This window comes from Pseudomonas sp. xss_4, from assembly GCF_043104125.1.
GTDB lineage: Bacteria > Pseudomonadota > Gammaproteobacteria > Pseudomonadales > Pseudomonadaceae > Aquipseudomonas > Aquipseudomonas parafulva_B.
Genome location: NZ_JBICKJ010000065.1, coordinates 41,126 through 65,143, shown reverse-complemented (window position 1 = coordinate 65,143; position 24,018 = coordinate 41,126). Strand labels below are relative to the sequence as shown.

The following is a 24,018-nucleotide window of genomic DNA, read 5'->3' as shown; positions in this document are numbered from 1 at the left end:
CTGACTTACTATACCGGCCGGTTCAAATATTCGATCAGCATTTTGCGAAGGGATTCCCGATGTTGCACCGTGCCCTCAGCCTTGCCCTGCCCGTGGTCTTGTTGATGCTCACGGCGTGTAATCAGGAACCCGCCTCACCTGCGGTGGTCCGCCCCGCATTGGTGGTTAAGCCGCAGCCAGCCGAGGCGGTGGCGGATACTTATCCAGGCGAAGTCAGGGCGCGACTGGAACCGGAACTGGCTTTTCGCATCGGTGGCAAGGTCAGCAAGCGGCTTGTGGAAGAAGGGCAACGGGTCAAGCTCAATCAGCCGCTGGCCGAACTGGACCCGCAGGATGTGCGCCTTCAGTTGGAGGCTAACCGCGCGCAATTAGCCGGTGCCGAGGCCAACCTGGCGCTGGTGCGCACCGAGCGTGACCGTTACCAGAAACTGCTCGACAAGCAGATGATCAGCCACTCTCAGTACGACAACGCCGAAAACCTCTACCGCGCTGGAATCGCTCGGCTCAAGCAGGCCAAGGCTGAGTTCGACGTGGCCGGCAACCAGGCAGACTACGCGGTGTTGCGTGCGCCCCAGGCAGGGGTGATAGCCAGGCGCCAGGTCGAGGTCGGTCAAGTCGTCGCTGCAGGGCAGACGGTATTCACCTTGGCAGCTGACGGCGAGCGCGAAGTGGCCATCGCCGTTCCCGAGCAGCAATACGCCCGCTTCGCCGTGGGCCAGCCTGTCACCGTGGAGCTGTGGTCGCACCCGGGGCAGCGCTTCGAAGGGCGGATCCGCGAGCTGTCGCCGGCCGCTGATCCTCGCTCCAGAACCTACGCGGCTCGGGTTGCCTTTACCTCCGCCGACGTGCCGGCGACCCTGGGTCAGAGCGCCAGGGTGTTCATCGCCCATCCAGGTCAGGCGGCGCTGTCGGTTCCCCTGTCGGCCGTCACGGCTGAAGCCGGCCAGGCGTACGTCTGGCGGGTCACTGGCGAGCACCGTGTGCAGCGGGTCACGGTGCAGCTTGGCGCCTACGGTACTGACAGCGTGCCTGTGCTGGCGGGGCTTACGGCTGACGACTGGGTGGTGGCAGCCGGCGGCCATGTACTGCGCGAAGGCCAGCAGGTGCGACCCGTGGACCGCGCCAACCGTGCCGTCGCCCTGACGGGCAAGGAGTAACTCACGATGGGTTTCAACCTCTCTGCCTGGGCGCTGCGCAACCGCCAGATCGTGCTGTTCCTGATGATAGTGCTCGCAGGCGTTGGTGCGCTGTCCTACACCAAGCTGGGTCAGAGCGAAGACCCGCCCTTCACCTTCAAGGCCATGGTCATCCGCACCTTATGGCCCGGGGCCACCGCTGAGGAAGTGTCGCGCCAGGTCACAGAGCGCATCGAGAAAAAGCTCATGGAAACCGGCGAGTACGAAAAGATCGTCTCGTTCTCGCGCCCGGGTGAATCGCAGGTGACCTTCATGGCCCGCGATTCCTTGCACTCAGCCGATATCCCGACATTGTGGTACCAGATACGCAAGAAGGTCGCCGACATCCGCCACACCCTCCCGCCCGAGGTGCGGGGCCCGTTCTTCAACGATGAATTCGGCACCACGTTCGGCAACATCTATGCGCTGACAGGGCCGGGTTTCGACTACGCGGTGCTCAAGGACTATGCAGACCGTATTCAGATCCAGCTGCAGCGGGTCAGGGATGTGGGCAAGGTCGAGCTGATCGGTTTGCAGGACGAAAAGATCTGGATCGAGCTGTCCAACGTCAAGCTGGCCACCCTAGGCATCCCCTTGCAGGCGGTGCAGCAGGCGTTGCAGGAGCAGAATGCGGTAAGCACGGCCGGGTTCTTCGAAACGCCCAGCGAGCGTGTGCAACTGCGGGTCAGTGGGCGGTTCGACAGTGTCGAGCAGATTCGCCAGTTGCCGCTGCGCGTGGGGGAGCGCACGTTTCGCCTGGGCGACGTGGCGCACGTGTACCGGGGCTACAACGATCCGCCTGCGCCACGGATGCGCTTCATGGGCGAAGACGCCATCGGCCTGGCGGTGTCGATGAGGGACGGGGGTGACATCCTGACCCTGGGCAAGGCCCTGGAAACGGAATTCGAACGCCTGGCCCGCGGCTTGCCGGCCGGCATGTCGCTGCACAAGGTGTCTGACCAGCCCGCTGCGGTGAAGGCAGGGGTTGGTGAATTCGTCCAGGTGCTGTGCGAGGCGCTGGTGATCGTCCTGTTGGTCAGTTTCTTTTCGCTGGGCCTGCGCACGGGGTTGGTGGTGGCCCTGGCCATCCCCCTGGTGCTGGCCATGACCTTCGCCGCCATGTACTACTTTGGCATCGGCCTGCACAAGATCTCGCTGGGTGCGCTGGTGCTCGCCCTGGGGTTGCTGGTCGATGACGCCATCATTGCCGTGGAGATGATGGCGATCAAGATGGAACAGGGCTTGGACCGCCTCAAAGCGGCAAGCTATGCCTGGACCAGCACGGCCTTCCCCATGCTGACCGGCACCCTGATCACTGCAGCTGGGTTTCTGCCCATTGCCACGGCTGCCTCCAGCACCGGCGAGTACACACGTTCGATCTTCCAGGTGGTGACCATTGCGTTGCTCACCTCCTGGGTGGCCGCCGTGCTCTTCGTACCCTACCTGGGCGAGCGGTTGCTGCCGGACCTGGCCAAGCGACACGCCGCTCGCCACGGTAACGGCGGCGCTGCACCGGACCCGTATGCCACGCCCTTCTACCAGCGCGTGCGCCGCGTGGTGACATGGTGCGTACGGCGCCGCAAGACCGTCATCGTGCTGACCATTGCCGCGTTCGTGGGCAGCGTGTTCCTGTTTCGCTTCGTGCCGCAGCAGTTCTTCCCGGCCTCTGGGCGTCCTGAGCTGATGGTCGACCTTAAACTTGCCGAAGGCGCATCGCTGGTCAACACGGACGAGAAAGTCCGGCAACTGGAGCAGTTGCTCAAGCAGCAACAGGGCATCGTCAACTATGTCGCCTATGTCGGCTCAGGGTCGCCGCGCTTTTATCTGCCCCTGGATCAGCAACTGCCTGCCGCCAGCTTCGCCCAATTCGTGGTGCTGGCCGACTCCATGCAGGCACGCGAAAACTTGCGCAGTTGGTTGATCAACACGGTCGAGCAGCAGTTCCCTGATCTGCGCGCGCGCATCACTCGGCTGGAGAACGGTCCACCGGTGGGCTACCCCGTGCAGTTTCGGGTGACAGGCGAGCATATCGAACAGGCCCGCGCCCTGGCCCGGGAGGTGGCAGAAAAGGTGCGGGAGAACCCCCATGTGGTCAACGTGCACCTGGACTGGGAAGAACCCAGCAAGGCCGTGTTCGTGGAAATCGATCAGGACCGCGCCCGCGCCCTGGGCGTCAGCACCCGCCAGTTGTCCAGTTTCCTGCAAAGCTCGCTGACGGGCACCGCGGTCAGCCAGTACCGAGAAGACGATGAACTGATCGAAATCCTGCTGCGAGGCACCTCACAGGAACGCAACGACCTCAGCCAGCTTGCAAGCTTGTCGCTGCCCACGGACAACGGGCGTAGCGTGGCTCTGTCACAGGTGGCCACGCTGGCCTACGGCTTCGAGGAAGGCATCATCTGGCACCGCGACCGTTTGCCGACGGTGACCGTGCGCGCCGATATCTATGACAAGGTGCAGCCGGCCACGGTGGTCGGGCAGGTACAGCCTACCTTGCAGGGCATCCGGGCCAAGTTGCCCGATGGTTACCTGCTGGAGGTGGGCGGCACGGTGGAAGATGCCGAGCGGGGGCAGAAATCGGTGAATGCCGGCATGCCGTTGTTCATCGTGGTCGTGTTGAGCCTGCTGATGATTCAGCTGCGCAGTTTCTCGCGCACGATCATGGTCTTTATGACAGCGCCGCTGGGCCTGATTGGCGTGACCCTGTTCCTGCTGGTGTTCAACCAGCCGTTCGGGTTCGTCGCCATGCTGGGGACCATCGCCCTGGCAGGCATGATCATGCGCAATTCGGTCATTCTGGTGGACCAGATCGAGCAGGATATCGCCTCTGGGCTGGTGCGCTGGCAAGCCATTGTCGAAGCCACCGTGCGCCGTTTCCGGCCCATCGTGCTGACCGCCTTGGCGGCTGTGCTGGCCATGATCCCGTTGTCGCGCAGCGTGTTCTACGGGCCAATGGCCGTGGCGATCATGGGCGGGCTGATCGTCGCTACCGCCCTGACCCTGTTGTTTCTCCCGGCGTTGTATGCCGCTTGGTTCAAGGTCAGGGAGAGCGACTAGCGGCTTTGTTGCTTCGATGTAAAAGGGGCGCACTTCACGAAGGAGCCCCTCGCAGGGTGCGATCAGAGTGCGCCAAACACTTTCTTGGCCAGGCTCGTGGCGGCCTGGGCAGGGTTCTGCCGAATGCTCTGCTCCTGTTTGGCGATCATCTCGAACAAACCGTCCATGGCCTTTTCCGTCACGTAGCTTTCGATGTTGGCGTCGTTCTTGATCAGCCCCAGGCCTTTGGCCTGTGCGGCAAAGGCGTTGTACTGCTGGGCCACGCCGACCTGGTCGGTCGCGTGCTTGACGATCGGCAGGAATTTGGCACGGATCTGCTCACGGCTGCTTTTGTTCAGGTACTGGGTCGCCGAATCCTGACCGCCGCCAAGGATGCCCTTGGCATCGGTCACGGTCATGTTTCTCACGGCGTTGACGAGAATGGCCTGGGCCTGCGGCACAGCCGCTTCGGCGGCCTTGTTCATGCCGGCTTCGAGCGCGTCCACCTGCTCGCCTTTGCCGAACATTTTCATGGCCTTGGCCGCCTTGCCCAGGTTGCCGGGCAGCTCGATACGCACGTCCGGGTTGTTGCTGAAGCCGCCCGGCGTGCTTAGCTGCTTGACGGCCAGTTGCGCGCCTTGGGTCAGTGCGTCTTTCAGGCCACCGGTGGCGTCCTTTTGGCTGAGGTCGCCAAGCGACAGGGCAAAGGCACTGGCCGACAGCAGCAGGCCGGCGCACAGGGTGGTCAGACGCAGGGAGGAGCGGGTCATGGCAGTGTCCTTGTAATCAGAAAAGGGGTCATAGGGTCGCTGTTGCCAGGCCGTCATCCCGGTGCAGGGCAACCTGGCGGATCGACAAGCGCAGCTCGGCCGACAGCACGCGCTTGGCCACGCCTTCGGCCAAACCGCCTAGCTTGTTGCTGTAGCTCAGTTTGCCGTGTGCATTGACGCGCAGCACACCTTGGTCGATCAGCGTCTGGATAAAGTGGCGGAACAGGCTTTTGTCGAAAAATTCCGGTGCGTTCAGACCATGCAAAATAGAAAGGCGCTGGGCCATCGTCACGCACAGCGCTTCGAGCGCTTCGGCGCTCAGGGTACCTTGGCCGCTGTTGAGCAGCAGCGAAGTCGCCATGTAGAAGCGCTGCAGGGTCTGGGTGATGCTGCGCGCCAGTAGGGTCAGCAGCACGAACTGACGAGAACTGGGCGCGGCACGGACAAAGATGTCATTGTCCTGGCGAAGCAAGCCTTGCTCCACCAAGGCGCCCAGCCATTGGTCGATCACCTCGTCGAGCTGCTCAGGTTCCCAGCACAGGAACAGCTCTGCCTGCAAGTAGGGGTACAAGGCATGGACATATTGGCCTAGCAACGCGCGGCTCATGCGTGAGCTGCTGAGGAAGAAGCTTGCCAGCAGGGCCGGCAGGGCAAAGATGTGCAGGACATTGTTGCGGTAATAGGTCATCAGTACCGCGTTGTTTTCATCCAGGTACAGAATGCGCCCGAGCGCGTCTTTCTGCTCTGCCACCAGATCCATCCCGCGCACATGCTCGATCAGGGCCTGACCGTCGCCTTCGGGCAATGTGGTATGGGCGGAGTAGGGCACCTGGCGCATCAACGCCAGGTACAGGTCGAGCACGCGCACCAGCGCACGTTCGTCCAGGGCCAGCTTGCTGGTGGAGAGCAGGGCCAGCGCCACCAGGTTGACCGGGTTGATGGCCGCTGCGCCGTTCAAGTGCCTGGCCACGGTATCGCCCAGGCGCGTCGTGGTTTCGCTGAGCCAAGCCGGGCGGTACTGCGGCCCGTGGTCCTGGTCTCGCCAGCCGGGTTGCTGCTGGTCGAGAAAGTCGGCCAGGCGGATAGGTTCGCCGAAGTTGACGTAGACCTGGCCAAAGCGTTGCTTGAGCGCACCCAGCACTTTGAAAATATCGAAAATGGATTCTTTCTTCTTGCTCGCCCCGCGCAACTCACCCAGGTAGGTGCGCCCTTCGAGGACGCGCTCGTACCCGATGTAGACAGGCACGAACACGATTGGCGTGCGCGAGGAACGCAGGAAGCTGCGCAGGGTGATGGCCAGCATTCCCGTGCGTGGCTGCAGCATGCGCCCGGTACGCGAACGACCACCCTCGACGAAGTACTCCACCGGGAAGCCTTTGGTGTACAGCGTGTGCAGGTATTCGTTGAACACGGCGGTGTAGAGCGGGTTGCCCTTGAACGAGCGGCGCATGAAGAAGGCGCCACCGCGGCGCAGCAGGTTGCCCACCACGGGCATGTTCAGGTTGATGCCGGCCGCCACATGCGGGGGTGTCAGGCCATTCTTGAACAGCAGGTACGACAACAGCAGGTAGTCGATGTGGCTGCGGTGGCAAGGGACGTAGATCACCTCGTGGCCCGGGGCGATGCCCTGCACCTGCTCGATGTGGTTGACCTTGATGCCGTCGTAGATCTTGTGCCAGAACCAGCTGAGCACCACTTCGAGGAAGCGAATGGCCGTGTAGGTGTAGTCCGAGGCGATTTCATTGCCGTAATGGCGGGCCTGTGCCTCGGCCTTGGCTTGGGGCACGTGCTCGCGCTCGGCGTGCTCGGCGATGGCCTGGCGCACCAACGGCGCATGGATCAAGCCTTTGACCAGGTTGCGTCGGTGGGAGATGTCCGGCCCGATGACCGCTGTCTTGAGGTTGCGCAAGTGCACGCGCATCAGGCGCTGGGCCATGCGCACGGTGCGGGCGTGGCCCTTGTTGTGCTGCACCAGTTCGCGCAGGTGGATCGGGGTGGAGAACTGCACCCGGGTCTTGCGCCCCAGGATCAGTACGGTCAGCAAGCGGCGCAAGCGCCCGGTCACCGCCCAGCTGTCGGCGAACAGCAGCTTCCACGGGCTCGACTCGCTGTCAGGCGACTGTCCCCAGAACACGCTGACTGGAATGATCTGCGCATCTTCCTCGGCATGCTGGCCGAGCACCTCTACCAGACGCTCCAGGGTAGGCGGGGCGCCGCTTTTGTCATGGCGCCCCAGCCAGTCCGGATCAGGGGTGAGATAGAAGAACGCAGCCGCCTCGTGCAGGGGGCCGACGACCACTGGCAGTACCGGGCGTGGCAGCCCTGCCTTGGTGCATTCGTGGTCGAGCACCGCCAGGTCCGTGAGCGCAGGCGAAGGCAAGGCATAGAAAACAGGGCGACTGCGGTCGAGCTTGAGGGTCAGGGCCGACTGATTGATGGTTTCGGAGCGCACCCACAGGTACAACAATCGGCGCAGAACACCGAATACCAAGCGGTGCAGGGGGGAACGGGTCATGAAGAGGGGCCCTGGTTGACGGTGAGGAATGCTGGGCGCAGCGATCGCTGCGCGGTTGGCCCATACTGGCCAGTCGTTCGCGTTGCGCCTAGCTTGCCGTGCACCTCGCCGGTCTTCAAATTTTTTATGCGCCAGCACCGTTCAGGCCTGCCGCTTGCAGGAGATTTACGCACGCGGCGCTGATTCGGGGCGATTGTCTCGTGTCGGCAAGGCGATTTTCACAATAAAAATCCGGAGTAGTGCAGATGTCGTCTCGTGAGACTGGGAACGTGAAGTGGTTCAACGATGCCAAGGGCTATGGCTTCATTCAACGGGAAGGGGGCGCGGATGTCTTCGTCCACTACCGGGCCATCCGGGGTGAGGGGCATCGCAGCCTGGTCGAGGGCCAACAGGTCGAGTATGCCTGCGTGCAGGGCCAGAAAGGCCTGCAGGCCGAGGATGTCGTGGGTCTCTGAGCGGCCAGGCTCAAGCCTGAAGCTGCAAGCCGGCTGTGCTTGCAGCTTCAGGGACGCCCGTCAGGGCGATGTACGCCAGGTGATTTCCTCTTCGCCGTCGGCACTGATACGCACCCAGCGGTCAGCATCCTCCTCGCCGTCTTCCTCTACCCAGCCGCCGGGTGCACAGCGTACTTCCACACCCAGGGCCGCGTGGGCATCACGCCCACAGGCGATATCATCGGCCCAGGGCGTCTGGTCGCTTTCCAGGTACAGGCTGTTCCATTTCCCTACAGCCTTGGGTAACCAAGTGACCGGAATGTTACCGGCCTGGCACTTGTAGGTCTGGCCTTTCTGCTTCCATTCGGTGCACGGGCCGATGGCCTGGGTCAGCCAGGCTGCAATCTGCTTGTGGTCGACTTCGGCGTCCTTGAGGTAAATCTCGATATCAGGTTGGCGCATAACACCTCCGGGTGTGCTCATGCTTGGCGCACGAAATAGTCAAAACGCATGGAGACGGTGACCTCGAACGGTTCCGGCTGCTCGACCACTTGCGCCCGACGCTCTGCACTGGCACGCCAGCCGTGCGGGGTCATGGCGAGCAACGCAGCACGGGCTTGAGGTTCGGCCAGGCTCAGGCGAAATTCCAGGACCTCGCCATGGGCGTGGTACATGCCTTGGGGCACCAGGGCCAGATGCTTGTCGTCAGCATAGGGGCGTACCTGGTCGTAGAGTACTTCGCGCAGCTCCATCAGGTGGCCGCTGGTAGGGCCTACGCGCATCAGGCCGCCGCCTGGGCTCAACACCCGGCTGGCTTCGGCCCAATCCAGCGGGCTGAAGACGCTGGCGACGAACTGGCAGCTGGCATCGGCCAACGGCACGCGCGCCATGCTGGCTACCATCCAGGTGACGTCCGGTGCGCGGCGGCAGGCACGCTTGACCGCCTCACGGGAGATGTCCAGGGCGTAGCCATTGGCATCAGGCAGTGCCTGGGCCACTTGCGCGGTGTAGTAGCCTTCGCCGCAACCGATGTCCAGCCACGCGCCGGGCTGGCGCTCGGCCGCCAACTGCGCCAGCCGTCCGGCCACAGGTGCGTAATGGCCGGCGTCCAGAAAATGACGGCGTGCTTCGACCATGGCCTGGTTGTCACCTGGGTCGCGACTGTTCTTGTGCTGCACCGGCAGCAGGTTCAGGTAGCCCTGGCGCGCGCGATCAAAGCGGTGGCCGGCTGGGCACACCACGCCGTTGTCGAGCGGGCTCAGGGCAGCCTGGCAGAGTGGGCAGGTCAGCATCAGGCGAGCAACCGTACCAGGGTCTGGTAATAGATTTCGGTCAGCAGGTCCAGGTCGCTGGCCAGGATGCGCTCGTCGACCTGGTGGATGGTGGCATTGACCGGGCCAAGTTCGACCACTTGGGTGCCCATGGTGGCAATGAAGCGGCCATCGGAGGTGCCGCCGCTGGTGGAGGGTTGGGTCTCGCGGCCGGTGACGCCCTTGATGCTGGCCGAAACCGCATTGAGCAGCTCGCCTGGCTCGGTCAGGAACGGCAGGCCGGACAACGCCCACTCCACCGACCAATCCAGTTCATGCTTGTCCAGGATGGCCGAGACCCGAGCCTTCAGGCCCTCTACGGTGGACTCGGTGGAGAAGCGGAAGTTGAACAGCGCTGTCAGTTCGCCGGGCACCACGTTGGTTGCGCCGGTCCCGGCATTGAGATTGGAAATCTGGAAGCTGGTCGGGGGAAAAAAGGCGTTCCCCTGGTCCCAATGTTCGGCAGCCAGTTCCGCCAGCGCTGGCGCGGCCAGGTGGATCGGGTTGCGCGCCAGGTGCGGGTAGGCAACGTGGCCCTGCTTGCCGCGCACAATCAGCGTGGCGCCGAGCGAGCCACGACGGCCATTCTTGACCACATCGCCCAGCACGGTGGTGCTGGAGGGCTCGCCGACGATGCACCAGTCAAGGCGCTGGTTGCGCGCCTTGAGGCGTTCGACCACGGCCTTGGTGCCGTGATGGGCCGGGCCTTCCTCGTCACTGGTGATCAGGAAGGCGACCTGGCCCCGGTGCTCGGGGTAGTCACGCACGAAGCGCTCGCTGGCCACCACCATGCACGCCAGGCTGCCCTTCATGTCGGCCGCGCCACGGCCACAGAGCATGCCGTCGGCATCGATCAACGCCTGGAACGGCTCGTGTTGCCACTGCTGGACGGGGCCGGTGGGCACTACATCGGTGTGACCGGCAAAGCACAGCACCGGGCCTGGCTGGGTGCCGTGAGTGGCCCAGAAATTGTCGACGTCCTCGATGCGCATCGGTTCCAGCTCGAAGCCCACGGCGCCCAGGCGCTGCATCATCTGCGCCTGGCAATCGGCGTCGACGGGGGTGACCGAGGGACGACGGATCAGGTCGCAGGCCAGTTGAAGGGTAGGCGAGAGCTCGGCAGGGGCCGTCATGGGGAACTCCGGGGCAAGGCAAGGCGGGAAAACTGAGGGCGTTATCTTATATCAAATGATGCTGGGCTTCACGGCCCAATCGCCGGCAAGCCGGCCCTCACCGGTCCTGCACGCATCCGAACAAAACACGTTGTGTGCAAGCCGGCTTGCCGGTGATGGCCGGCAGGTCGGCCTGCACGCCCTGAAGCCTAGTGTGTCTCGGCAGCCTTATCTGCGGCCTTCTCTTCAGGCTTGGGCAGTGATGATAGAAGCGCCATCACCAACGCGGCCAGGTAGGGCAGCGACTGCACCAACAGCATGGCGACCCAGAAGCGCATGTCCGAGCTCGGCAAGCCCTGCACCAGATAGATCCCGGCTGCAGCGCCCCACAACAGCAGCATGATGAACAGTTCCTCCCGCGCTTCGGAAATCGCCACCAGCAAGCCATGGCTGTCGGCATGCTTCGGTGTGCGGATGAACGGCATGCTGCTGGTGAAGAACCCGTACAGCACGGCCTTGGCGATGGTGTGCGACAACGCCAGCCCGGCCAGCGCAGCGGCCAGGGCGTCCTTGAGGTTGACCCCCACGGCGCGGCGATACAGGAACACGATCTTGCCGACCTTGAAGAAGAACAGCGCCAGCGGCGGGATGGCGAAGATCATCAGCGGCGGGTCCACCCGGTGCGGCACGATGATCATGGCGGCAGACCACAACAAGGCCCCCACCGTGAAGAAGATGTTCATGCCGTCGGCAATCCACGGCAGCCAGCCGGCCAGGAAGTGGTAACGCTGGCCCCGGGTCAATTCGCTGCCTTTGCCGCGCAGCAGGGCCGCGGCGTGGTGCTTGATGATCTGGATGGCGCCATAGGCCCAGCGGAAGCGCTGTTTCTTGAAGTCGATGAAGGTGTCAGGCATCAGGCCCTTGCCATAGCTGTTGTGGGCGTAGGCCGCCGACAGGCCCTTCTCGAACACCCGCAGGCCCAGTTCGGCATCCTCGCAAATGCACCACTCGGCCCAGCCCAGTTCGTCCAGCACGCTGCGCCGGGTCATGGTCATGGTGCCGTGCTGGATGATCGCATCGCGGTCATTGCGGGTGACCATGCCGATGTGGAAGAAGCCCTTGTACTCGCTGTAGCACAGCTTCTTGAAGGCGCTCTCGTGCTGGTCGCGGTAGTCCTGCGGCGACTGCACCACGGCGATCTTCGGATCGGCGAAATGCGGCACCATGTGCTTGAGCCAGTTGCGGTCTACACAGTAGTCCGAGTCGATCACCGCGATCACTTCAGCATCCTTGGCCGTGAGCGGGAGCAGGTAGTTGAGCGCGCCGCCCTTGAAACCAGCCAGGGGGGCGACGTGGAAGAAACGGAAGCGCTCGCCGAGCTGTTCACAATGGGCCTTGAGAGGCTCCCACACCGCCGGGTCCTTGGTGTTGTTGTCGATGACCAGCACTTCGTAATCTGGATAATCCAGCGCAGCCAGGGCATCGAGGGTCTGTTTGACCATTTCCGGCGGTTCGTTGTAGCACGGCACATGCACTGACACTTTCGGTCGGTAGGCACTGTCGCCTTGCACCGGCAGGAATTCGCGCCGCCGCTTGTGAGTCCATACCGCTTCGGCCAGCTCGTGGGCTTCGGTCAGCAGCACGATGAACACGCCCAGTGCGCCGAGGGCCAGAAGCACGCCGACCGTAAGGCTGAACCAGGTGCTGTACTGCTGGCTGTAGTCGTAGGCGATCCACACCAGCACCGACCCGCACAGGAAGGTGATGAAGGTCAGGAAGGTGCGTCCACGCTGACGCAGGGCCGAGCCATCGATGAACAGCACCATCAATGCGATCATCGCCAGCACCACCGAGGCCACTGCCAGGGCTCGCCATTGGGGAATGGCGACCACGGGGCCTTCGAAGTTGAATTTCTGCTGGCGTTCGGCGTTGAACACACCCCAGTAGGCCCCGACCGAGCCTTCATCACTGGCTTTCCAGGGTTGGTCGTAAGCTTCGATCACAAAATAGTTGAAGCCACGTCGATTGAGCGTATTGACCAAGGTGCGCAGGTAAATCGCCTGGTCGGCCTGGGTGGCATCGGCACCGCCGCGCATCCGGCCATTGCTTGGCCAGCCCACTTCCGAGAGCAGCAGCGGCTTGCGGGGGAACTGGTGTTTCAACTCGCGGGCACGGTCGAGGACGAACTCGACCGAGTCTTTCATGGGCACGAATTCCCAATAGGGCAGGATGTGGGCGGCGATCAGGTCCACGTGCTTGGCCAGCTGCGGGTTCTGTTTCCAGATGTGCCACTGCTCGCTGGTGGTCACCGGCACTTTCACGGCTGCACGTACACGGTCCAGGTACCGGATGAGGTTTTCCGTCGTCACTTCCTCGCGGAACAACGCCTCGTTGCCGACCACCACCCGTACCACGCTGCGCGAGGTGTTAGCCAGTTCGATGGCTGTGGCGATCTCGCGCTCGTTGCGCTCCAGGTCCGGGCTGATCCAGATGCCCACCGTGACCCGCAAGCCGAATTCCTCGGCCAGCTTGGGTATGTGCGCCTGAGTGCCTTCGACGGTGTAGATACGGATGCTGTCGGTGAGCTTGCTCATCTGCTCCAGGTCCTGACGCATCTCGTTGTCGTCCGGGTACTGACCCTTCTGCGGGCTTTCACCCAGGCGAAACGGCGAATAGGAAAAGCCGGAGATCTGTTCGGGCCAGGCCGGTGCCGATACCGGGCGATTGATCAGCGCCCAGAAACCGGTGAACAGCGCCGCGATGGCCAGGACCACTACCAGGTTCAGGCCGAATTTACGTGAAGACATTGTCGTCCATAAGTGTCGAAGTGTTACGACATTAAAGCAGGGTTAAGGTGTCTTTCCTAACCGTGCAGGCCATGGCCTGGCTGGCCTATAATGCGCGCCGGTTTTTTGAGGTACTGACATGAGCACAGAAGATCCACGGTTTGCAGGGGTGGCCCGCCTGTATGGCGACCAGGGCTTGCAGCGCCTGCAACAGGCCCATGTTGGCATCGTCGGGATTGGCGGGGTGGGCTCATGGGTGGCCGAAGCCCTGGCCCGCTCGGGGGTGGGTGAGGTCACCTTGTTCGACCTGGACGATGTGTGCGTGAGCAATACCAACCGTCAGGCACACGCGCTGGAAGGGCAGGTGGGCCGGCCCAAGGTCGAGGTAATGGCCGAGCGCCTGCGGGCAATCAACCCGGCGTGCAAGGTGCATGCAGTGGCCGATTTCGTCACCCGCGAAACCATGGCCGAGTACATCACTGAACAGTTCGACTACGTGGTGGACTGCATCGACAGCGTGATGGCCAAGGCAGCCCTGATCGCCTGGTGCCGGCGGCGCAAGATCGGCATCGTCGCCACCGGTGGCGCAGGTGGCCAGATCGATCCGACCCAGATCCAGATCGCGGACTTGAACAAGACCTTCAACGACCCGCTGGCCTCACGGGTGCGCTCGACCCTGCGCCGCGACTACAACTTTTCGCGCAATGTCAGCCGTAACTATGGCGTGCCCTGTGTGTTTTCCAGTGAGCAGCTGCGTTATCCCAAGGGGGATGGCAGCGTGTGCCTGCAGAAGAGTTTTGTGGGTGAGGGCGTGCGGCTGGACTGCTCCGGCGGCTTTGGCGCGGTGATGATGGTGACGGCCACCTTCGGCATGGTGGCCGCCAGTAAAGCTGTGGAGAAGCTGGTAGCAGGTGCCAGGCGGCCTTCGGAGCGTGTCCGGCCAGCGTGAGTGCGTGCTGGCATCACCGCCCCGATGCCAGCACCGCCATGCGCTGCACCACGGCATGCAAGCCGTTGCTGCGTGAGGGCGACAACTGGCGCTCAAGGCCCAGTTGCCCGAACCAGTCCTGTACGTCCAGCGCCAGCAGCGCCTCACTGTTCAAGCCCTGCACCCTCACCAGCAGCAGCGCCAGCAGACCGCGCAGCAGGCGTGCATCGCTGCTGGCCTTGAATTGCCAGTGGCCGTCTACGGCATCGGCCACCAGCCAGACCAGGCTTTCGCACCCGTGCACGCGATTGGCCTCGGTTTTCTCGGCTTCGGCCAGCGGTTCCAGCCGTTCCCCCCACTGCATCAACAGCCGCGCACGCTGCTCCCAGCCCTTGCTCTGCGCAAAGGCCTCCAGTGCCTGATGGGCTTGGGCCGGCAAGGTCATCGCAGCAGCTCCAGCGCCTGATCCAGCGCCTCGAAGAAACGTTGCAGGTCGGCCTGATCATTGTAGAGGCCCAGCGACACGCGGATCGCCCCGTCCAGGCCCAACCCCTGGAGCAGTGGCATCGCACAGTGATGGCCTGCCCGCACGGCGATGCCCTGCTCGGTGAGCAGGTGCGCGATGTCGGCGTTGTGCACGCCTTTCACGACAAAGCTGGCCAACGCGCACTGCGGCAGGCCTAGCAGGCGAATGCCTTCGCGTTGCGTGAGGCCCTCGATCAGCCGGGCATGCAAGCCGGCCTCGTGAGCCAGCACCGCCGCCGTGTCCAGGCCCGCGAGGTAATCGAGCGTAGCGCCAAGGCCGATCACCCCGGCGATGGGCGGGGTGCCAGCTTCCAGGCCCAGTGGCGCCGGCCTGAAGCTCGCGCGCTGGTACTCGGCCAGTTGCACCATCTCCCCGCCAAACTGCCAATGGCGCAGCAGGCCCAGCGCCTGATTGCGCCCGTACAGCACGCCCACCCCGTCCGGCCCGTACAGCTTGTGGCTGGAGAACACGTAGAAGTCGCACCCCATTTGCTGCATGTCCTGGCGCCCATGCACCACACCCTGGGCGCCGTCCACCACCGTCAGAGCACCCTGTGCGCGGGCATGGGCGAGCAGGGCCGGCAGCGGCTGCCAGGTGCCCAGCACGTTGGACAGCTGGCTGACGGCGAGCACACGAGTGCGTGGCCCGATCATCTGCAGCGCTCGCTCCAGGTCGATGAAGCCGCGCGTATCGACCGGCAATATCACCAGGCGCAGGTTGCGCCGGTGTGCCAGCTGCTGCCAGGGCAGCAAGTTGGCATGGTGTTCAAGGGCGCTGATGGCGATCTCGTCGCCGGCCTCGAAGCGAGACTCCAGGCCATAGGCCAGCAGGTTCAGCGCAGCCGTGGCGCCGTGGGTGAACACGATCTGCCCGGTCTGGCCGACATTCAACCAGCGGGCAACCTTGTCGCGGCTGGCTTCGAAGGCCTCGGTCGCCCTTGCGCCAGGCAGGTGCTGGGCACGGTGGACATTGGCCGCGCCGTTGCCATAGTAATGGCCCAGGGCCTCGAGCAGCGCCTGGGGTTTCTGGGCGGTCGCGGCGCTGTCCAGATAGGTCTGGTGCTGGCTTTGCAGGGCGTCGATGGCAGGAAAATCGGCACGCCAGGGGGAGGGCTGGAACATATTCGCGGGGCCTGGAATGAAAATCGGGTCTGGCGTGGAGGCGCCAGACCCGATCTTAACACTTCATACCCGGCGGGGGTTTCAGTTGTGTGCGTGCAAGGCTTCGTTCAGCTCGATGGCTGACTTGTGGGTCTTGCACTCGACGGCGCCATTGAGCGAATTGCGGCGGAACAACAGGTCGGCCTGGCCAGCCAGGTCGCGTGCCTTGACGACCTTGACCAGTTCGTTGTGCTCATCCAGCAGGTTCACCTTGGTCCCGGCGGTGATGTACAGACCCGCTTCAACAGTATTGCGATCACCCAGCGGGATGCCGATACCGGCGTTGGCACCGATCAGGCAGCCTTCGCCCACCTTGATAACGATGTTGCCGCCACCGGACAGGGTTCCCATGGTCGAGCAGCCGCCACCGAGGTCCGAGCCCTTGCCGACGAAGACGCCGGCCGAAACACGCCCTTCGATCATGCCTGGGCCTTCGGTGCCGGCGTTAAAGTTGACGAAGCCTTCGTGCATGATGGTGGTGCCTTCGCCGATGTGGGCGCCCAGGCGTACCCGTGCAGTGTCGGCGATGCGCACGCCGGCCGGGACCACGTAGTCGGTCATCTTCGGGAACTTGTCCACCGAGAACACTTCCAGCAGCTCACCACGCAGGCGCGCTTCGAGTTGCAGCTCGGCGAGCTCTGCCAGGTCCACGGCACCGATGTTGGTCCAGGCCACGTTTGGCAGCAGGGGGAAGATACCGGCCAGGCTCACGCCGTGCGGCTTGACCAGGCGATGGGACAGCAGGTGCAGTTTGAGGTACGCCTCGGGCGTGGAGGCCAGGGTGGCGTCTTCGGCCAGCAGGGTGGCTACCAACGGTTTTTGGCTTTCTGCCAGGCGCGTGAGCAGGGCGGCTTGAGCGGCATCGACGCTTCTGACGGCGTCGGCCAGTTGCGCGGCCTGGGCGTTGCTGAAGGTGATGGCCTGGTTGCCACCTTCATAGCCAAGGATCGGTGCGATGGCAGCGACCAACTCGGGGCTCGGGTCGATCAGGGGCTGTGCGTAGAACACTTCCAGCCAGGCGCCCTGGCGGTTCTGGGAGCCGACACCGAAGGCCAGGCTGAACAGGGAATTGAACATGTAGTTACCTCGTACTAAATGGGGTAGGGACTCAGGCCAGGGCTGCGGCGTACAGGTCGGGCTTGAAACCCACCAGCGTGCGCGTACCCAGGTCGAGTACCGGGCGCTTGATCATCGAAGGCTGGGCCAGCATGAGCTCGACGGCCTTGGCCTGGTCGAGATCGGCTTTGCTGGCGTCGTCCAGCTTGCGGAACGTGGTGCCGGCGCGGTTGAGGATGGTTTCCCAGCCGTGCTCGTCGCACCAGCGGTTCAGGCTGTCACGGTCGATGCCTTGAGTCTTGTAGTCATGGAATTCGTAGGCGATGGCCTGGTCGTCGAGCCAGGTACGAGCCTTTTTCATGGTGTCGCAGGCTTTGATGCCGTAGAGCGTGTAGGTCATTGTGTGCATCGGGGATACGTGTCGCCCCAATCTCTCCATTTCCGAATGTCAGTCGCGCGATTATGCGATAACCCTTCGCACGGCGCCACGGGCGGTTGACCCGAACGGGCGGGGTTGCTGCTGCATAATCCTGCTGCCGCTCTGCCTGGGCAGGAACGTGCGCCCATTTGCACCCAACCACCGGTCATTGCCCAATCCCGGCTGAACCCTTGGGTGTCAGGTGTATCTTCATGTTACACATTAGTGCGCCACCTGCGACCTTGGTGCAGCGGCCAGGCAGGCTTGTCACCCGTTACCATGCTGATCCAGGTTTACGTTTTGTCCTCGTGCACGGGGCCGTTTGAAGAAGGAAGACCCACTGGATGCAGTCCGCCTATACCGTCCTTATCCTGCTGATGCTGGTCAGCGTGTCGAAATTGGTCGGCCGCCTCATTCCCCTGCCTCTGCCGCTGGTACAGATCGCCGCTGGCGCTTTGCTGGCCTGGCCGACCCTCGGGCTGCATGTCGCCCTGAACCCCGAGCTGTTTTTGTTCCTGTTTTTGCCGCCGCTGTTGTTCGCCGATGGCTGGCGCATTCCCAAGCGCGAGTTGTGGCGCATTCGGGGCCCGGTGGTGGCCCTGGCGGTGGGGTTGGTGCTGTTTACCGTGGTCGGTGCGGGCTATTTCATCCACTGGCTGCTGCCGAGCATCCCGTTGCCGGTAGCATTCGCGCTGGCAGCCGTATTGTCGCCGACCGACGCGGTGGCCGTTTCGGCCATTACCCAGGACCGCCTGCCTACGCCATTGATGCACATGCTCCAGGGTGAGGCGTTGATGAACGATGCTTCGGGCCTGGTCACATTCAAGTTCGCCCTGGCTGCCGCCATTACCGGTGTGTTTTCACTGACCGACGCCAGCTTCAGCTTCGCACTGGTAGCGCTTGGCGGCCTGGCTGTGGGGGTGGCGCTGAGTTGGCTGGTCGGCCGCCTGCGTGCCTGGATGATCGGCCGCGGCTGGGACGACCCGGCTACCCATGTGGTGTTCATGCTGCTGCTGCCGTTCGCGGCCTATGTGGTGGCCGAGCGCCTCGGGGTATCGGGCATCCTCTCGGCAGTGGCGGCTGGCATGATGCAGAGCTGGCTCGACCTGCTGCCACGCCAGACCAGTACCCGCCTGCTCAATCGCAGCGTGTGGTCGCTGCTGGAGTTCGCGTTCAACGGCTTGATTTTCCTGCTGCTGGGCTTGCAACTGCCCGACATCGTCAAGGCGGTGGTCAGCCATGAAACCACGCTGTGGCCGACCCTGGCCTGGCGCTGCCTGGACGTGGTCGCCATCTTCGCGACGCTGATCTTGCTGCGGTTCATCTGGGTGCAGAGCATCTGGCGCCTGGTGGGGGTTCTACGCCGCTGGCGGGGCAGGCCTGCGCTGGTGATGTTGCCCACCGCGCGCTCGTGCTGGCTGCTCACGCTGGGCGGTGTGAGAGGGGCTGTCACCCTGGCAGGTGTGATGTCGATCCCGTTGCTGATTGGGGCGGGCAAGGCGTTTCCAGAACGCGACCTGCTGATCTTCATTGCCGCCGGTGTCATCCTGCTGTCGTTGATCAGCGCCTGTGTCGCGTTGCCGCTTTTGCTGCGCGGGGTGAGCAAAAGCCCTGACGAGCGCATGCAGCAAGAGGTACATGAGGCCTGGCGACGCACCGCTGAGGCTGCGATTCACGCCTTGGAGGCCGAGGAGGTGGTCGATGCCAACGCCCCGCAGGATGCCGCCCAGGCCACACTGGCCACGGAGTTGAAAGCTCGGCTGATGGCCGAGTATCGCGATCAGCTGGACCGGCACAACGACAGCGAAGAGGCCAGGGCCCTGGCCGAGCAGATGGACCTGCTCGAGCGCCGCCTGCGCTTGCGTGCGCTGCGGGCCCAGCGCCTGGAACTGTACAACCTGCACCGCCAGCACCTGCTCGGTGACGAGGTGGTGCGGCATGTGCTGGGCGAGTTGGACATGAGCGAGGCTAACCTGGGCCAGGTCAAGTGAGCTGGCCCCGTCTCGCGTAAAGGCTTCAGCGCGCGTGCATGAACGCGCGAATTCGCTCGGCTGCCTCGATGCATTCGGACAGTGGGGCGACCAGTGCCATGCGCACGCGTCCGGCGCCGGGATTTACCTCATCCACTTCACGGGACAGGTACGAGCCTGGTACCACGGTCACGTGCTCGGCCTCGAACAGATCGCGCGTGAAGTCGACATCGCTACCCGGTACCTTGGCCCACAGGTAGAAACTGCCGTCCGGGCGTTGCACGTCCAGTACCGGTTCAAGGATGGCCAGCACGGCGTCGTACTTGGCGCGGTACTGGTCGCGGTTGGCGCGCACATGCGCCTCGTCCTCCCAGGCGGCGATGCTGGCCAGCTGTGTCTGCACCGGCATGGCGCAGCCATGGTAGGTGCGGTACAGCAGGAACGGCTTGATGATGTCGGCATCACCGGCGACGAAGCCCGAGCGCAGACCCGGCAGGTTTGAACGCTTGGACAGGCTGTGGAACACCACGCAGCGCTTGAAATCGCGACGTCCCAGCTCCGCACAGGCTGTCAGCAGCCCCGGGGGCGGTGCATCCTCATCGAAATACAACTCGCTGTAGCATTCGTCGGCAGCGATCACGAAGTCGTGCGCATCGGCCAGCGCGATCAGCTTTTTCAAGGTGTCCATCGGCACCAGGGCGCCGGTGGGGTTGCCGGGTGAGCACAGGAACAGGATCTGGCAACGGGCCCAGACGTGGTCGGGCACCGCGTCGAAGTCGGGGTTGAAACCGTTGCTTTCCAGGCAGGGCAGGTAATGCGGGGTGGCGCCGGCCAGCAGCGCAGCCCCTTCATAGATCTGGTAGAACGGGTTGGGGCTCAACACCAGGCCATCGGCATCACGGTCGACCACCGCCTGGGTAAAGGCGAACAGCGCTTCGCGGGTGCCGTTCACGGGCAGGATATGACGTTCGGCATCCAGCCAACCAGCCGGCACGCCAAAGCGTCGCTCGCACCACTGCCCGATGGCCTGGCGCAAGGCAGGCAGGCCCAGGGTGCTGGGGTATACCGCCAGCTTGTCGAGATTGTCGGCCATCGCTTGGGCCACGAAGGGTGGCGAGGCGTGCTTGGGCTCGCCGATCGACAGGGCAATGGCGCGCTTGTCAGCAGCGGGTGTAACGCTACCCAGCAGGGCACGCAGCTTTTCGAAAGGGTAGGGCTGAAGCTGGCTCAAGGCAGGATTCATTGGCGCAAGGTCTCGTCAATCATGTCGTCAAAAGGTCACGCGGGCAGGGCTGGCGCTGGCCTGCCCTGCTTGCAGTTGTTGCACGATGGCTTCCTGCAGGCGGCTGCACAGTTGCGGGTCGGACAGTGGCTGGTTGTCGGCATCGGTGATGAAGAACACGTCCTCCACCCGCTCGCCCAAGGTGGCAATCTTGGCGTTCTGCAACGACAGGTCGAACTCCAGGAAGATGCGCCCCAGCCGCGCCAGCAGGCCCGGCCGGTCGGGCGCGGTGATTTCGAGAATGGTCACCGGGCGCTGGGCGTCGTTGAGGATGGTCACCTGCGGCGGGAAGTCGAAGTGCTTGAGTTGGCGCGGCACCCGACGCTGGATGATCGTGGGGTAGTCCTCGGGGTTGCGCAGGGCCTCGGTCAGGCCGTCGCGAATCTGCCTGACCCGCTGCGGGTTGTCGCCGATCGCACCGCCGTCGTTATCCAGCACGATGTAGGTGTCCAGGGTGAACTGGCTACTGGAGGTGATGATGCGGGCGTCGTGGATGTTCAGGTTCAACTGCGACATGGCCGCCACCGTCACGGCGAAGAAATCGTGCTGGTCAGGGGCATAGATGAAGATCTGGGTCCCGCCTTCGAATTCGCGCTGGGTGGTTTCCTTGATCAACACCAGCGGGCCGCCGTCAGCGGGCTGTTGCAGGATGGCGTCGGTGTGCCAGGCCACGTCGGAGGCGGTGTGCTTGAGGAAGTAATCATCCCCCAGCTGAGACCACAACTGCTCCACGTCATCCGGGTCGGTGCCGTCGCGCACCAGCGTGTCCAGTGCCGAGGACTGGGTCTGGCGGATCTGCTCCTCACGATCCAGCGGGTTTTCAAGCCCACGGCGCAGGGCACGCTTGGTTTCGGTGTACAGCTGGCGCAACAGGCTGGCTCGCCACGAATTCCACAAGGTGGGGTTGGTGGCGTTGATATCCGCCACTGTCAGCACATAGAGGTAGTCCAGCCGCGTTTCGTCCCCTACGTGCAAGGCGAAGTCATTGATCACCTGCGGGTCGGACAAATCCTTGCGCTGGGCGGTGGTGGACATGACCAGGTGGTTCTGTACCAGCCAGGCGATCAACCGGCTGTCCCAGGCAGGGAGTTGGTGGCGCTCGCAGAACTTGAGGGCATCGACCGCGCCGAGTTCGGAGTGATCGCCCTGACGGCCCTTGCCAATGTCGTGGTAGAGCCCGGCCAGGTAGATCAGCTCAGGCTTGGGCAAGCGGCCCATGAGCTTGCTGGCCAGCGGGAATTTCTCCGACACCGGCGTGTACTGCAGCTTGCGCAGGTGCTTGATCAGGTTGAGGGTGTGGGCATCGACGGTATAGATGTGGAACAGGTCATGCTGCATCTGCCCGACGATCAGCCCGAACTCCGGCAGGTAGCGCCCGAGGATGCCGTACCGGTTCATGCGCCGCAGGTTGCGATGAATACCGATTTCACACTTGAACAGCTCGATGAACAAACTGGTGTTGCGGATATCGTTGCGGAAGGTGTCGTCGATCAGGTGCCGATGCTCGCGCAGCAGGCGTACCGTATCGGCACGCACGCCCTTGATTTCCGGGTGCTGGGCCATCAGCACGAACATTTCCAGCATGGCGAACGGCGTGCGCTTGAACACGTTCGGGCGCACGGCCTCGATGTAGCCGTCATGCAGGCGGAAGCGTGCATTGAGCGGTTGGGTGGTGCCGCTGTCGTCGTCGGCGAGAATGACTTCCTCAAAATGCTGGATGATCAGGTCGCACAATTGACTGATGCTCATCACCACCCGGTAGTACTGCTGCATGAACTGCTCAATGGCACGCTTGGGGTTTTCGTCGCTGTAGCCCAGCAGGGCGGCGATGCTGCGCTGGTGGTCGAACAGCAGGCGGTCCTCGGCACGGCCGGCGAGCATGTGCAGGGCGTAACGCACCCGCCACAGGAAGTCCTGGGAGGAGGCCAGGAGCGCGTTCTCGCTTTCCAGCAGGAAGCCTTCGCCGGCCAGGGCATGCAGGTTCAGGGTGCCGTACTGGCGGCGCGCCACCCACAGCACGGTCTGGATGTCCCGCAGCCCGCCAGGCGAACCCTTGACGTTGGGCTCGAGGTTGTACTCGGTGTCGTTGTACTTGTGGTGACGCGCCTGCAGCTCGGCGCGCTTGGCCAGGAAGAACTCGCGGCTCGGCCACATGTGCGCCGTGCTGGTGACCTCGAGCATGCGCTGGCGCAGGGCTTCCGGGCCGGCGATGGTGCGGCTCTCCATCATGTTGGTGATGATGGTGAGGTCGGCGCGGGCCTGTTCGGCACACTCGTCGACGGTGCGCACGCTCTGGCCGACCTCCAGGCCGATGTCCCACAGCAGGGTCAGAAAGCGCTCGATGGCGTCGCGATACCGCTCATGCTCGGCATCACCCAGCAGGATGAGCAGGTCGATGTCCGAGTGCGGGTGAAGCTCACCACGCCCGTAGCCGCCGACCGCCACCAGGGAAATGCCGTCCTGCGCGCCCCAGTCGAACTGGTTCCAGGCCTGCTGCAGGACGTTGTCCACCAGCCAGGCCCGGGCCTGGATCAGTGGGCGGATGGCGTGGCCTGCGCGAAAGCGTCTGTCCAGCACCTCGCCCGCCTGGCGAATGGCCTTCTTGAAGGCGGGTATGGGGCTGGCCTTGAGGGCCAGTTCCGCCTGGAACTGACCACGGTCGAACAGTTCGGGGTCGAGCTGGGGCATGGGGTCAGGTTCCTGTCATCGAAGGCTGCTAGGGTGGCTCAGGCCGAAGTGCGGGCGATGGTGTCGTCCTTGCGCAGGGTGAAGATCTCGTACCCGGTCGCCGTGACCACCAGGGTATGCTCCCACTGCGCCGAGAGCTTGCGGTCCTTGGTGATCGCGGTCCAGCCATCGCCCAGCACCTTGGTGTCGGCCTTGCCCTGGTTGATCATCGGCTCGATGGTGAAGGTCATGCCTTCCTTGAGTTCCATGCCAGTGCCGGCGCGGCCGTAATGGAGGATCTGCGGCTCTTCGTGGAACACCTTGCCGATGCCATGACCGCAGAACTCGCGCACCACCGAGAAGCCGTTCTTCTCGGCGTGCTTCTGGATGACTTCGCCGATGTCGCCCAGGCGGCAGCCCGGCTTGACCAGCTCGATGGCCTTGTATAGGCATTCCTGGGTGACCTGGGACAGGCGCTCGGCCCATACCGGCACGGTGCCGACGTGGAACATGCGGCTGGTGTCGCCGTGGTAGCCGTCCTTGATCACCGTGATGTCGATGTTCAGGGTATCGCCATTTTTCAGGGGCTTGTCATTGGGGATACCGTGACAGACCACGTGGTTGATGGACGTGCAGATGGACTTGGGGTAGCCCTTGTAGTTGAGCGGCGCCGGGATGGCCTGCTGGACATTGACGATGTAGTCGTGGCACAGGCGATCGAGCTCTTCGGTGGTGACACCGGGCTTGACATGCTCCTCGATCATTTCCAGCACGTCGGCTGCCAGGCGGCCGGCGATGCGCATCTTCTCGATGTCTTCTGCAGTCTTGATGGTGACGGTCATTACAGGCTCTCTACTCGGCGCCGCAGACGGC

The 24,018-nt window shown here is 63.6% G+C and carries 18 protein-coding genes; 5 read left to right on the top strand and 13 right to left on the bottom strand.

Features of this window, described 5'->3' with window-relative positions; all coding sequences use genetic code 11:
• Positions 1–59 precede the first annotated feature (59 nt).
• Positions 60–1,157 carry an efflux RND transporter periplasmic adaptor subunit gene (locus ACF8GB_RS12185; protein ID WP_392527093.1) on the top strand — a complete coding sequence of 366 codons (1,098 nt, stop codon included), beginning with the start codon at positions 60–62 and terminating at the stop codon, positions 1,155–1,157.
• 6 nt (positions 1,158–1,163) lie between these two features.
• Positions 1,164–4,232 carry an efflux RND transporter permease subunit gene (locus tag ACF8GB_RS12180; RefSeq protein ID WP_078478994.1) on the top strand — a complete coding sequence of 1,023 codons (3,069 nt, stop codon included), beginning with the start codon at positions 1,164–1,166 and terminating at the stop codon, positions 4,230–4,232.
• A 62-nt stretch (positions 4,233–4,294) separates the two neighbouring features.
• Here the strand turns inward: ACF8GB_RS12180 and ACF8GB_RS12175 are convergent, their stop codons facing one another.
• Positions 4,295–4,981, bottom strand: a complete 687-nt coding sequence (locus tag ACF8GB_RS12175; RefSeq protein WP_058639534.1) for a DUF4197 domain-containing protein — start codon at positions 4,979–4,981, stop codon at positions 4,295–4,297.
• 28 nt (positions 4,982–5,009) lie between these two features.
• Positions 5,010–7,496 carry a glycerol-3-phosphate 1-O-acyltransferase PlsB gene (plsB, locus tag ACF8GB_RS12170; protein ID WP_058639533.1) on the bottom strand — a complete coding sequence of 829 codons (2,487 nt, stop codon included), beginning with the start codon at positions 7,494–7,496 and terminating at the stop codon, positions 5,010–5,012.
• Between the two features lie 245 nt (positions 7,497–7,741).
• Between plsB and ACF8GB_RS12165 the strand changes: the two genes are divergently transcribed.
• A complete protein-coding gene (locus ACF8GB_RS12165) occupies positions 7,742–7,951 on the top strand; it encodes a cold-shock protein (RefSeq protein WP_023534051.1) in 210 nt (69 codons plus the stop codon).
• Positions 7,952–8,011: 60 nt separating this feature from the next.
• Here the strand turns inward: ACF8GB_RS12165 and ACF8GB_RS12160 are convergent, their stop codons facing one another.
• The 4 genes from ACF8GB_RS12160 to ACF8GB_RS12145 all read right to left on the bottom strand — a co-directional run bounded on the left by ACF8GB_RS12160 (position 8,012) and on the right by ACF8GB_RS12145 (position 13,159).
• Positions 8,012–8,392, bottom strand: a complete 381-nt coding sequence (locus ACF8GB_RS12160; RefSeq protein WP_023534045.1) for a hypothetical protein — start codon at positions 8,390–8,392, stop codon at positions 8,012–8,014.
• A gap of 17 nt (positions 8,393–8,409) precedes the next feature.
• Positions 8,410–9,222: a putative RNA methyltransferase gene (locus ACF8GB_RS12155; protein ID WP_145256205.1), complete on the bottom strand. Its 813-nt coding sequence runs from the start codon at positions 9,220–9,222 to the stop codon at positions 8,410–8,412.
• The gene (gene dapE, locus ACF8GB_RS12150) at positions 9,222–10,373 is read right to left on the bottom strand and encodes a succinyl-diaminopimelate desuccinylase (protein WP_392527091.1); all 1,152 of its coding nucleotides are present in this window, start codon (positions 10,371–10,373) and stop codon (positions 9,222–9,224) included. The genes ACF8GB_RS12155 and dapE overlap by 1 nt, the downstream gene beginning before the upstream one ends.
• Before the next feature lie 188 nt (positions 10,374–10,561).
• On the bottom strand, positions 10,562–13,159 hold the full coding sequence (locus ACF8GB_RS12145) for a glycosyltransferase (protein WP_058639530.1): 2,598 nt from the start codon (positions 13,157–13,159) through the stop codon (positions 10,562–10,564).
• Positions 13,160–13,277: 118 nt separating this feature from the next.
• Between ACF8GB_RS12145 and tcdA the strand changes: the two genes are divergently transcribed.
• Positions 13,278–14,087: a tRNA cyclic N6-threonylcarbamoyladenosine(37) synthase TcdA gene (gene tcdA, locus ACF8GB_RS12140; RefSeq protein ID WP_196142432.1), complete on the top strand. Its 810-nt coding sequence runs from the start codon at positions 13,278–13,280 to the stop codon at positions 14,085–14,087.
• 13 nt (positions 14,088–14,100) lie between these two features.
• Here the strand turns inward: tcdA and ACF8GB_RS12135 are convergent, their stop codons facing one another.
• The 4 genes from ACF8GB_RS12135 to ACF8GB_RS12120 form a co-directional block, all read right to left on the bottom strand.
• Positions 14,101–14,511 (bottom strand): SufE family protein, encoded by a 411-nt coding sequence (locus ACF8GB_RS12135; protein WP_058639528.1) that lies wholly within the window; start codon positions 14,509–14,511, stop codon positions 14,101–14,103.
• Complete coding sequence (locus ACF8GB_RS12130) at positions 14,508–15,713, bottom strand: aminotransferase class V-fold PLP-dependent enzyme (RefSeq protein ID WP_058639527.1); 1,206 nt, start codon at positions 15,711–15,713, stop codon at positions 14,508–14,510. The genes ACF8GB_RS12135 and ACF8GB_RS12130 overlap by 4 nt, the downstream gene beginning before the upstream one ends.
• An 81-nt stretch (positions 15,714–15,794) precedes the next feature.
• A complete protein-coding gene (gene dapD / locus ACF8GB_RS12125) occupies positions 15,795–16,829 on the bottom strand; it encodes a 2,3,4,5-tetrahydropyridine-2,6-dicarboxylate N-succinyltransferase (protein WP_392515053.1) in 1,035 nt (344 codons plus the stop codon).
• 31 nt (positions 16,830–16,860) lie between these two features.
• Positions 16,861–17,208 (bottom strand): ArsC family reductase, encoded by a 348-nt coding sequence (locus ACF8GB_RS12120; RefSeq protein WP_167339266.1) that lies wholly within the window; start codon positions 17,206–17,208, stop codon positions 16,861–16,863.
• A gap of 362 nt (positions 17,209–17,570) precedes the next feature.
• Here ACF8GB_RS12120 and ACF8GB_RS12115 point away from each other — a divergent pair, with 362 nt between their 5' ends.
• Positions 17,571–19,217 carry a Na+/H+ antiporter gene (locus tag ACF8GB_RS12115; protein WP_078478989.1) on the top strand — a complete coding sequence of 549 codons (1,647 nt, stop codon included), beginning with the start codon at positions 17,571–17,573 and terminating at the stop codon, positions 19,215–19,217.
• Positions 19,218–19,242: 25 nt separating this feature from the next.
• On the opposite strand, the gene dapC is transcribed toward ACF8GB_RS12115, so the two are convergent.
• Genes dapC through map form a run of 3 tightly spaced genes read right to left on the bottom strand, consistent with a single transcriptional unit; the run spans position 19,243 to position 23,987 of the window.
• On the bottom strand, positions 19,243–20,439 hold the full coding sequence (gene dapC / locus ACF8GB_RS12110) for a succinyldiaminopimelate transaminase (protein WP_100852103.1): 1,197 nt from the start codon (positions 20,437–20,439) through the stop codon (positions 19,243–19,245).
• Positions 20,440–20,466: 27 nt separating this feature from the next.
• Entirely contained in the window at positions 20,467–23,166 is a 2,700-nt protein-coding gene (locus tag ACF8GB_RS12105; RefSeq protein ID WP_078478987.1) for a [protein-PII] uridylyltransferase, read from the bottom strand.
• Between the two features lie 38 nt (positions 23,167–23,204).
• Positions 23,205–23,987 carry a type I methionyl aminopeptidase gene (map, locus tag ACF8GB_RS12100; RefSeq protein WP_028686887.1) on the bottom strand — a complete coding sequence of 261 codons (783 nt, stop codon included), beginning with the start codon at positions 23,985–23,987 and terminating at the stop codon, positions 23,205–23,207.
• Positions 23,988–24,018: the final 31 nt, after the last annotated feature.